Origin of the sequence: Spongisporangium articulatum, assembly GCF_044465595.1 — a bacterium.
GTDB classification, from domain to species: Bacteria; Actinomycetota; Actinomycetes; order Actinomycetales; family Kineosporiaceae; genus Spongisporangium; species Spongisporangium articulatum.
In genome coordinates this window covers 438042-448558 of sequence record NZ_JBITLV010000005.1, presented here as the reverse complement: position 1 = coordinate 448558, position 10517 = coordinate 438042, and the positions used below count along the sequence as shown (strand labels likewise).

Sequence of the window (10517 nt, the reverse complement as noted above, 5' to 3'; positions counted from 1 at the left end):
CACACGCACTGCCCCCCCGCCCTGCCGGTTTTTGGGTTGGTTCCCGACAAGTTGGTTCTCTCGGCCGCGGGGTTTTTGTTTTGGGTTAAACCCCGGGGGGGCGGGGGGGCCCCCCCCCCCCCCCGCCACCACGTCGTGCTGAGAGTTCAGGCGGTCAGGTCAGGAGAGACCCGCGGCCCAGCTGTAACCCTTGAGGTACGGGTCCGGCTTGATCGGCTTGCCCGAGTCCCACACCGAGTAGATGAGCCCGTCGGCGTTGACCTTGCCGATGTAGGCCGTCTTGTAGATGTGCTGGGTGGCGCCGTCGATCGTGACCTTGCCCTCGGGGGCGTCGAAGGTGACGCCGTCGGAGGCGGCCTTGACCTTGGCGACGTCGAACGAACCGGCCTTCTCGACCATGGCCTTCCAGAGGTAGACCGACGTGTAGGCGGCCTCCATCGGGTCGGAGGTCGGGCTGGCCTCGCCGTACTTGGCCTTGTACGCCTCGACGAACTTCTTGTTCTCCGGGGAGTCGATGGTCTGGTAGTAGTTCCAGGCCGTCAGCTGGTCCTTCAGGTACTGGGTACCGATGGCCTTGACCTCCTCCTCCGCGATGGAGACGGAGACGGTCGGCAGCGACGCGGCGGTCAGACCGGCCGACTTGTACTCCTTGAAGAAGGCGACGTTCGAGTCACCGTTCAGGGTGTTGAAGACCGCGTCGGACTTCGAGGCCTTCAGCTTGTTGACGATGGTCCCGAACTCGACCGAACCCAGGGGCTGGTACTCCTCGCCGGTGATCGTCATGCCGTTCGCCTTGGCGTAGGCCTTGATCTCCTTGTTGGCGGTGCGCGGGAAGACGTAGTCCGAGCCCACCAGGAAGATCTTCTTCTTGCCCTGCGACTTCAGGTAGTCGAGGCCCGGGATGATCTGCTGGTTGGTCGTCGCGCCGGTGTAGAAGATGTACGGCGACGTCTCCAGGCCCTCGTACTGGACCGGGTAGAACAGCAGCGCCTTGTTCTTCTCGAAGACCGGCAGCATCTGCTTGCGGCTGGAGGAGGTCCACCCGCCGAACACGGCCGCGACGCGGTCCTGGGTGATGAGCTTCTCGGCCTTCTCGGCGAAGGTCGGCCAGTCGGACGCGCCGTCCTCCTGGATCGGCTCGATCTTCTTGCCGAGGACACCGCCGTCAGCGTTGATCTGGTCGATCGCGAGCTTGAGCGACTTGCTGACGGTCACCTCGCTGATGGCCATGGTGCCGGACAGCGAGTTCAGCAGGCCGACCTTGACGGTCGGACCGGACGTGTCAGCGGTCACCACAGCGGTGGCCGTGTCGTCGCCGGTCTTGCTGCCACACGCAGCAAGGGCCAGGACGGCGACGAGGACGGCTGCGGACGCCCCAAGGCGCCGCCCTCTCGGAATCGACATGGATCCTCCAGGCTCACAGGTATGAGGGCGCACGCCGGTTCGGAGTGCGCCCTCGATGGCCCGGCAACCGTAGGTTTCACGCTTTGCGATCAAGGGCCCGCCGTGTTTCGGCTGTGAGTTGTTGGTGAGTTGGCTGTGACGCGCAGGTAAATCGCGTAATCCGTTCAAAGCGAACAATTTCTGGCGCGATTGTTTGACAACGAGAGACAAGGGGAACTCTCCGCGTGACGTCGCTACGGCACTCGAGCGACCATGCCTCCAAGACCCCCGTACCGAGGAGGCCGCCGTGTCCGTCGATGAGCCCAACGAGACCCCCGTCGAGATCGTGGCCTTCCAATCCGGTGGTGCGTTGAGGGGTTTCGTGGTGAGCGGACGCTGGCCCGACTCGACCCGGGAGTGGACGCAGTTCCTCACCCTCGCCGTCCGCCTGGCGACCGTGCCCGGGCTCGTGCCCACCACCACCGTCTACCGCGCCGTCGAGGACCTGCCCGACGACCCGCGGCCCGACACCGTCGGCCTGGTCACCGCCGCCGGTCCGGTGCTCGGTGAGGGGGCGCCTGGCCCCGGTGCGTTCCAGCTGCCGCCGCCCGCGCTCCTGCTGCTCCACCCGCCGTCCGAGAGCCGGCCCTCGACCCCCGAGGTGCAGGGGGCCGCGTCCGGCTGCGTGCTGCTGCCCGGCGTCCCGCACCTCGGGCTGGAGCACCGCGCCGCGTGGGTCGAGGCCGAACGCGACGGCACGGTCACCCGGCTGGTCAGCCAGGTCGGCATCGACCCGGCGCTCGACCCGGACACCGCCGTCCTGGCGATGCTGCTCGCCGCCTGAAGAGAGGACTGCTCCGGCGCACGGTGTGTGCTCCCGGGGCGGGAGGGGCCGCGCGGTTAGCCTCGGGACGTGCCCGAGCAGTCCGCCGGCGGCTCGCTCGCCCAGAGCGCCGCTACGCCCCGCGCCGCCACGCCCCGCGTCGAGCGCCCGGCGGAGGACTCTGCCCAGGGTGCCCTCGACTCGTGGCGCCGTGCCCTCGCCGGGACCGACCTGCCCGACACGCTCGTGGTCAGCGGTCCGGGCGCGACCAGTTCGTGGCTGGACCTCACCCACGCCCACCCGTCGGGCTTGGCCCAATTGTTCGCGGGCCGGCAGACCCGGTTGTCCAGCCTCTTCCGGGAACAGGCCGCCCACGCCGCCGCCTGGCGTCAGGCCCGCGCGATCCGTAGCTCGGCGGTCGTGCTCTCCGCGCAGCGCGGGGTGCAGGGCTGCTGCCTGTCGGTCGGTGTCGCGTCCTGGCTGCCGGCCGGCGAGAAGGACGGCCCGGTCAAGGCGCCCGTCGTGCTGCGCGGCTGCGCCGTCCGCCCGCGGGGGGCGGGCAACGAGGACTTCGACCTCGAGCTCGACGACGCCGTGCTGATCAACCCGGAACTGGTCCGCTCCCTGGTCGAGACCTACGGGGTGCCGGCCGACGGCACGTACCTGGCCGGGTTGGCCCACGGGGCCAAGGGTTTCGACCCGCGTCCGGTCTACGCCTGGCTCGAGGAGCACTGCGCGGACGTCCCCGGGTTCACGATCGAACGCAGCCTCGTGCTGGCCACCTTCGCCGCCGGTTCGGGCGCGGTGATCGCGGACCTGGAGGCCGCCGTCCCGGCGATCCGCGAGCACCGGCTGCTCGGCCGGGTCGCCCGGTCGCTGGCCCCGGCCGTCGTCGACCTCGCCACGGCTGGTGAGCGGGCCGGTGAGCGGGCCGGTGAGCGGGTCGCTGAGCCCGCCGCCGAGGAGCCGGCCCCGGCTCCGCCCGCCGACCTGACGGTCGAGACGCTCGAGGTGCGCCCGGACGACGAACGCCCGGCTCCCGTCGTCCCCGCGCCCGTCGTCCCCGCGCCCGTCGTCCCCGCGCCCGTCGCCCCCGTGCCGGGGGAGAACCGCCGGCTGGCGATGGTCGGCCGGTTGGGGCCGCGTGGCGTCCTACCGGTCAAACCGCCCGCCGAACCGGACCCGGCCGAAGACCTGCTGGTCCTCGACCTCGACCCGTCGCAGCGGGCGGCGGTCGACGCGGTGCTGCGCGGCGACGACGTGCTGGTCGAGGGCCCGCCCGGGGCCGGGGTCACCCACACGCTGGCCGCGGCGACGGCCCGCCTGGTCGCCGCCGGGCGCAGCGTGCTGGTGCTCAGCCCCCGGCGGGCCAGCACCGAGGCGCTGCTGGCCCGGCTGCGCGCGGCGGGTATCGACGACCTGGTCCTCGACCTGCGCGAGAGTCTCGGCGGCCCGGCCACCCCCCGGCACCTGCTGAGCGCGTTGCAGGCGGTGACCGGGCCGATGGCCGCGCTGCCCCGGCCGGGTCGGGCCGGCGACGACGACGGGGCGGTGGAGACGCTGCGCCGGGTCCGGCGGGCCCTGGACGACGAGGTGGAGGCGCTGCACGAGGTCCGCGACCCGTGGGGCGTCAGTCTGTACGACGCGATGGTGGCCCTCGCCGAACTGTCCGGGCGGCCCGAACCGCCGCAGACGCCGGTGCGGTTGGAGACCGGCCTGCTCAAGGGGCTGGACGGCGTCACCCGCGAGCGCCTGCGCACGCACCTGCAGGCCGCCGCGCAGGCCGGGGCCTTCACGCTGAGCCGGGCCGACACCCGCTGGTTCGACGCGGCCGTGACCACCGCCGTCCAGGCCCGCGCCGCGCTCGAGGCCGCGCTCATCCTGCGCTCGGGGCTCGACCGGGCCCGCACCGCGATGGACGGTGTGACCTCGGCCGCCGGCCTCCACCCCGCCCATCACGCGAGCGGCTGGCTGCCGTTGCTCGACCTGCTGCTCGGCGTCCGGTTGACCGTCGACGTGATGCAGCCGCAGGTCTACGAGCACGACCTCGACCTGCTGGCCGAGGCGCTGGCCCCGCGGGCGGAACGCTCCGAGGCGGGTTCCGACCTGGGCCGCGGTGACCGGCGCCGGTTGCGCAAGGCCGCCCAGGCGCTGGTCCGCCCGGGCGTGCACGTGCCCGACCTGTACAAGGTGCTGTGCGACGCGCGCGACCAGAAGCGGCGCTGGGCGCAGTTCGCCGTCCTGCCCGAGCTGCCCCGCGTCGTGGTCGGCCTCTCGGAGGCGGAAGCCGCTGTCCGGCGGGCCATGTCGGCGCTCGACGTGCTGGCCGACGCGTTCGCCGGCAGCTCCAACGCCGACCCCCGGGTGATCCCGCTCGACGACCTCCAGTACCGCGTGCACGACCTGGCGGGCGACCAGGAGGGCATCCTCGGGCAGCCGCGGCGGGCCACGCTCGTCGACGGGCTGCGCCAGGCCGGGCTCGGTGCGGTGGTCGACGACTTCCGCGAACGCCGGGTCGGCCTCGAGCGGGTCGACGCCGAGCTCGACCAGCTGTGGTGGGCCTCGGTGCGCGAGAGCATCGTGGCCGCCGACCCCCGGCTGAACCGGCGCGACGCCGCGCAGTCGCGGCGGTTCACCGAGGAACTGCGGGTGGCGCAGGCCGAGCAGATCGCCGGTGGGGCCCGGGCGGTCCGTTCCGCGGTGGCCGCGCGGGCCGCGAAAACCGTTGCCCGGCATGCCGATCAGGTGCAGACCCTGCGCACCGAACTGGCCGTCGAGGAGGCCCGGCCGCGGCTGGTCGACCTCGTCCGGGCCTGCGGGGACGTGCTCGGCGGGCTGGCGCCGGTGTGGGTGATGACCCCCGACACGGTGGCCGCCTCGCTCGCGCCGGCCGACCCCGAGCTGGGCCCGCTGGTCGACACCGTGCTGGTCGACGACGCGGGGTACATCGGCATCGCCGAGGTCGTCGCGGCGCTGGCCCGCGGTGCGCAGGTGGTCGTCGGCGGTGACCGGCGGCGGCAGACGACGCCCGCGGGCGGTGGGCCGTCGCTGGCCGAGGCGGTCGGCCGGTTCGCCACGGTCTGCCGGCTGGAGCGCGACCACCGGGCCGCCGACGGCCGGATGCTGCTGCCGTTGGTCGCGCACTACCGCGAAGGGTGGCAGCTCACCCCCGGTATCGAGGCGCTGCCGCCGCTCACGCTCGAACCGGTCACCGACGGGATGGCCGTCCCGCCGCCCGGTGAGGAGCTGCCGATCAGCGCCGACGCCGAGGTGAACCGCGTGGTCGACCTGGTCGAGGAGCACGCGGTGAACCGGCCCGAGGAGTCGCTGGTCGTCGTCACCCTGAGCGAACGGCACGCCGAACGGATCGACGAGGCGCTGCGCGCGCACGTCCTCGAGCGGCCGGCGCTGGCCCGCTGGCTGGAGGCCCGCCGCCGCGGCGACGCGGCGGAGCGGTTCCTCGTCCGTCCGGTCGAGCGGGCGCTGGGGGTGGAACGCGACGCGGCGATCCTGTCGGTGGGCATCGCGCGGACCATGCACGGCCGGGTGCTGCACCGGTTCGGGGTTCTGGACGGCGAGCACGGTGCGGCCGGGCTGATCGCCGGGCTGAGCCGGGCCCGGCTGCGGACGACCGTGGTGTGCTGCTTCACCGCCGCCGACCTGGTGGTCGACCGGTTGCGGACGCCGGGGGCCCGGCTCCTGCGGGACGTCCTGCTGGCCGCGGCGGGCCGGACGTCGGCGCGCTCCGGTCGCTCGACCGCGGGGGTCGACGGCTTGGTCGCCGACCTGCGCTCGCGGTTGTCGGCGGCGGGCCTGCCGGTGCAGTCGCGGGTCGGGGACCGGAGCTGGCCGCTGGACCTGGCTCTGGCCGACCCCCGCGTACCGGGCCGGATGCTGGTCGGCGTCGACGTGGACGGGCCCGCGTTCTCGGGGCGTTCGTGCGGTGAGCGCGAGCGCCTGCGTCCCGACCGCTGGCAGCGCGCGGGCTGGTCGTACCTGAAGGTCAGCTCGATCGACTACTTCACCGACCCGGCGCTGGAGGTGGAGCGGGTCCGCCTCGCCTACGAGGAGGCCCTGGCCCGGCCGGTGGCCGACGACTTCGGCCCGCCGCCGGTGCCGGCCGAGGACGAGGGGGCGCTGGTCGTCCCCGAGGCGCTGGAGGACGAGGACGACGAGGAGCCCGGCCTCGACGACGCGGAACTCCCGGAGCCGGTCGCCGAGGAGCCGGTCGCCGAGGAGCCGGTCGCCGAGGAGCCGGTCGCCGAGGAGCCGGTCGCCGAGGAGCCGGTCGCCGCCCCCGATCCGGGCGACGACCTCGACCTGGGGCCGATGATCGACCCGGATCCCCCGGAGCTGGAACCCGAGCTACCGTCGTCCACCATGAGCACCGGCAGCCCGACCAGTACCGGCCCTGAGGACGAGCAGACTCGCGACGACACCGACGAGGGCTGGGGCGAGGCGCCGCAGGGCGATCGCGACGAGGAACTCCAGCGCGAGCGGCCCCCGCACTGGGAGTAGCCCGAACGACTGGTCCTCGGCGGCTCAAGCCGGGGGCGGCGCCGGACGAAGATCCTTCAGGTTCTCTTCCCGAAACAGCCGGGTCCCGGGACCAGAAGGGCCCCGTCGTGTCTCAGCTCGCTCAGTCTCTGCCGCCGGCTCGTACCGCCCGTTCGGGGCGGCGTTCCTCCGGCCTCGGGTCACTCCTCGACGACCGCATGCACCCGCTGCGCGCAGCGTTGGACAGCCTGAACACCAACTGCTTCATCGCCGACCTCGACCTGAACATCGTGTTCGTCAACGAGTTGGGCCTGCAGACCCTGAAGGGCATCGCCCCGACCATCCGCTCGGTGTTCGGCCTCGAGCTGAAGGACCTGCTCGGCGGCTCGATCCACCGATTCCACCGGGATCCGGCGCGGATCGAGAAGATCCTGGCCGATCCGAACCAGTTGCCGCGGACCTCCGTGTTCACCTTCGGGGACATCACGCTGCGCACGCAGATCAACGCGATCGCCGACGGCGCCGGCGTCCGGCACGGCTACATCGTCACGTGGGACAACGTGAGCGAGCGCAACGTGCGGGCGATGAGCGCGCTGGATATCTCGCGGGATCGGATGGGTTCGCTCGGCGAGGTCGCCAGCCAGATCGAGAACGCGGCCTCCACCACCGCGGGGCAGGCCGACGCCTCGGCGCAGGCCACCAACGAGCTGCGGTCCGCCGTCCAGGAGATCGCCCGGATCTCCAGCGAGGTCTCCGACACCGTGCGGCAGGCGGTGGCCGCGACCGCCCAGGGCGTGGAGCGGCTCGCGCAGCTGCAGACCGCGGGCGCCGAGATCGCCGAGTTCCTGCGCCTGATCACCAGCGTCGCCGCGCAGACCCGGTTGCTGGCGCTGAACGCGACCATCGAGGCCGCGCGCGCCGGTGAGGCGGGCAAGGGCTTCGCGGTCGTCGCCGACGAGGTGAAGCAGCTGGCCGGGACGACGTCCAGCAGCATCGGCGACATCGAGAGCCGGATCGAGGCGATCCAGGACGCTGCGGCGGGCAGCGCCGAGGCGCTGCGCGAGATCGAGCGCCTGGTCGAGGCCGTCAGCTCGTCGCAGGGCACGGTCGCCTCGGCGGTCGAGGAGCAGTCGGCCGTGGTCAGCCAGATCGCCTCGGGCATCGAGGGGATGGCGGGCAACGCGCGGACCACGGCTGAGCAGAGCAACAAGATCGGCCCGGTCGTGGCCGACGTGCTGACCGAGGTCGAGTCGCTCGGTCAGATCATCGCCAACAGCTGAGCGACGGCGTCTACGAGAGCGGCCGGTCGCGCAGCAGGTCGCGGATCTCCTGCAGCAGAGCGATGTCCTCCGGGGTGGCCGCCACCTCGGGGACCTCGCCGCGCTTGCGCAGCTCCATGAGCTTGTTCATCGGCATGACCACCGCGAAGTAGACGACGGCCGCGACGATGACGAAGTTGATGAACGCGGTCAGCGTCGTCCCGATGACGACCTTGCTGCCGTTGATCGTCACGCCGGCGTCGCCGAAATCTGGACTACCGCCGATGGCACCGATCAGACCGCCGATGAAGCCGTCGCTGAACGCCTTCACGACGAGGCCGAACGCTGTGCCGATCACCACGGCGACGGCCAGGTCGACGACGTTGCCTCGCATCAGGAAGTCGCGGAAACCCTTGATCATCTCTACCTCCACATCACGGAGCCGGTGAGGGTGCCCCGCCGAGCGTAGTCGCGATGATCGCCGGGGGCAGCAGTGCGACGCTCAGCAACTGGTCGGCCTGCGCGGCGGCCAACCGGGCCGCGGTGGCCCGGTCGACGGCGAGCAGCAGGACGGCGGATGCGCCCTCAGCGGCGGAGGCACCCGAGGCTCGGGTCAGGCCCAGTACCCCGCCGCCCTCCGCGGCCGAGTCCGACTGCGCCGCAGGGACGTTCAGCACGAGCGCCGCGCTGGCCACCGGGTCGGCGGAGGCGGCGGCCGACTCACCGTCGGCCCGGGCCGCCAGGACGTCGACCCGGTCGCCCGGCCGGACGAGCGCGGCCCCGGCGGCGTCGGCCAGCCGCACCGCCACCGCCACCGACCCGCCGGGCTGGCCGAGCAGCAGCGACCGGCCGACGAGCCGGGCGTCGGTCACCGGTTCCCCCGCGCGCATCGCTCCGGCCAGGACCCGCCCGGTGGTCGCCGGTACGAGGCCGCCGGGTTCCGTTCCCGCGGGCCACGCCACCGGCCGCACGTCGTCCGCCCCGAGCACGGCCCCGGCCGCCAGGTCGTGGGTGACCACCGGCACGAGCACCGTTGCCTCCCCCGGGACCAGCGACCGCAGCACCACCCAGGCCAGCAGGGCCACGGGTACGGCGAGAACCGTGCGCCGGTGCCGCCACCAGGCCAGCTGCAGCGCCCGCCGTCGTTGCGCGTCCACCCCCGTGCCCCGTCGTTCGCGAAGCCGGGCGTCAGGGCAGCTCGAACGGCAGCTCGAGGCCGTCGAGGCTGTGCCGGCAGCTGCACTCGTCGTCGGCGGGCAGGTCGGAGATGACCTGCGCGACGACGGCCTTCAACGCCTCGATGCTCTTGGCGAAGGTCTCCATCACCTCGGCGTGGGTGACCCCGTCACCCGCGTCGACCCCGGCGTCGAGGTCGGTCACGACGGCCAGCGAGGTGTAGCAGACGGCCAGTTCGCGGGCGATCGACGCCTCGGGCACGCCCGTCATGCCGACGATCGAACCGCCGGCCGCGGCGTGCCAGCGCGACTCGGCCCGGCTGGAGAACCGTGGACCGTTGATCACGACCAGCGTGCCGTCGGGCTTCGCCTCCCGTCCGGTGGCCCGCGCGGCCGCGAGGGCGACGGACCGGCCGCGCGGGCAGTACGGGTCGGCGAACGACACGTGCGCGACGCCGACCGGCTCGTCGTACACCGTGTGGGCGCGCCCCCACGTGCGGTCGATGACCTGGTCGGGGACGACGAGCGACCCGGGCCCCCAGTCGGCGCGCAACGAACCGACCGCGCACGGCCCGAGCACCTGCCGCACGCCGAGCGCGCGCAACGCCCAGAGGTTCGCCCGGTAGTTCACCCGGTGCGGCGGGAACCGGTGGTCGCGCCCGTGCCGGGGGATGAACGCGACCCGGCGGCCCGCGACCTCGCCGACGAGCGGCGGTTCGCTGGGCGCGCCGAAGGGGGTCTCGACGGCGACCTCGGTGGGGTTCTCGAGGAACGTGTAGAAGCCGGAGCCGCCGATGACGGCGATCTCGGCGCGGGGTGCATCAGGCATGCGCCAGAAGCTACGAGATCGAGGCCGGGTCCGCTGCGTCGCGGGCCACACCTGTGTACAACCGGCCCGTCCTGCCGGGTGTGGACGACGGGACCGCTGAGTACGGTGTGACACCGTGCTCACCTGGTGGGCGTGGTGTCACACCGTGCTCACCAGGCCGGGCTGAGCGACAGGGTCAGGTGGCGGAGGACGACGTGCTCGCCTTGGATTCGCTCTTGGCCGCGGGCTTCGACTCGGACTTCGATTCCGTCTTGGTCTCGGACTTCGTCTCGGTCTTGCTCTCGGACTTGGTCTCCGACCTGGTCTCCGAGGAGGTCGACGACGAGTTCTTGTCGCGCGAGTCGGTGCGGTAGAAGCCGGACCCCTTGAAGACGATTCCGACCGAGTTGAACACCTTGCGCAGCTTGCCGGAGCAGTTCGGGCACTCGGTCAGCGAGGCGTCGCTGAAGGACTGCACGGCCTCGAACTGGTGACCACACTCGGTGCACGCATAGACGTACGTGGGCACGTCATCCTCCTGAACCTGGCACTCTCTGACGTCGAGTGCCAAT

The 10517-nt window shown here is 72.7% G+C and carries 8 protein-coding genes; 3 read left to right on the top strand and 5 right to left on the bottom strand.

Annotation, left to right across the window (positions count from 1 at the left end; all coding sequences use genetic code 11):
* Positions 1 to 159: 159 nt before the first annotated feature.
* Entirely contained in the window at positions 160 to 1404 is a 1245-nt protein-coding gene (gene urtA, locus ACIB24_RS17180) for an urea ABC transporter substrate-binding protein (RefSeq protein ID WP_398282854.1), read from the bottom strand.
* 286 nt (positions 1405 to 1690) lie between these two features.
* Here urtA and ACIB24_RS17175 point away from each other — a divergent pair, with 286 nt between their 5' ends.
* From ACIB24_RS17175 to ACIB24_RS17165, 3 genes are all read left to right on the top strand, one after another.
* Positions 1691 to 2227, top strand: coding sequence for a peptidase (locus tag ACIB24_RS17175; RefSeq protein WP_398282852.1), 537 nt, complete (start codon positions 1691 to 1693; stop codon positions 2225 to 2227).
* A 69-nt stretch (positions 2228 to 2296) separates the two neighbouring features.
* Positions 2297 to 6724 carry a hypothetical protein gene (locus ACIB24_RS17170; protein ID WP_398282850.1) on the top strand — a complete coding sequence of 1476 codons (4428 nt, stop codon included), beginning with the start codon at positions 2297 to 2299 and terminating at the stop codon, positions 6722 to 6724.
* A gap of 107 nt (positions 6725 to 6831) precedes the next feature.
* Complete coding sequence (locus ACIB24_RS17165) at positions 6832 to 7983, top strand: methyl-accepting chemotaxis protein (protein ID WP_398282848.1); 1152 nt, start codon at positions 6832 to 6834, stop codon at positions 7981 to 7983.
* A 10-nt stretch (positions 7984 to 7993) separates the two neighbouring features.
* Here the strand turns inward: ACIB24_RS17165 and mscL are convergent, their stop codons facing one another.
* The 4 genes from mscL to ACIB24_RS17145 all read right to left on the bottom strand — a co-directional run bounded on the left by mscL (position 7994) and on the right by ACIB24_RS17145 (position 10474).
* Positions 7994 to 8383 carry a large conductance mechanosensitive channel protein MscL gene (mscL, locus tag ACIB24_RS17160; RefSeq protein WP_398282846.1) on the bottom strand — a complete coding sequence of 130 codons (390 nt, stop codon included), beginning with the start codon at positions 8381 to 8383 and terminating at the stop codon, positions 7994 to 7996.
* A 13-nt stretch (positions 8384 to 8396) separates the two neighbouring features.
* Positions 8397 to 9119, bottom strand: coding sequence for an RcpC/CpaB family pilus assembly protein (locus tag ACIB24_RS17155; RefSeq protein ID WP_398282844.1), 723 nt, complete (start codon positions 9117 to 9119; stop codon positions 8397 to 8399).
* A gap of 31 nt (positions 9120 to 9150) precedes the next feature.
* Positions 9151 to 9966 (bottom strand): S-methyl-5'-thioadenosine phosphorylase, encoded by an 816-nt coding sequence (locus ACIB24_RS17150; protein WP_398282842.1) that lies wholly within the window; start codon positions 9964 to 9966, stop codon positions 9151 to 9153.
* Positions 9967 to 10141: 175 nt separating this feature from the next.
* The gene (locus ACIB24_RS17145; protein ID WP_398282840.1) at positions 10142 to 10474 is read right to left on the bottom strand and encodes an FmdB family zinc ribbon protein; all 333 of its coding nucleotides are present in this window, start codon (positions 10472 to 10474) and stop codon (positions 10142 to 10144) included.
* Between the last annotated feature and the right edge of the window lie 43 nt (positions 10475 to 10517).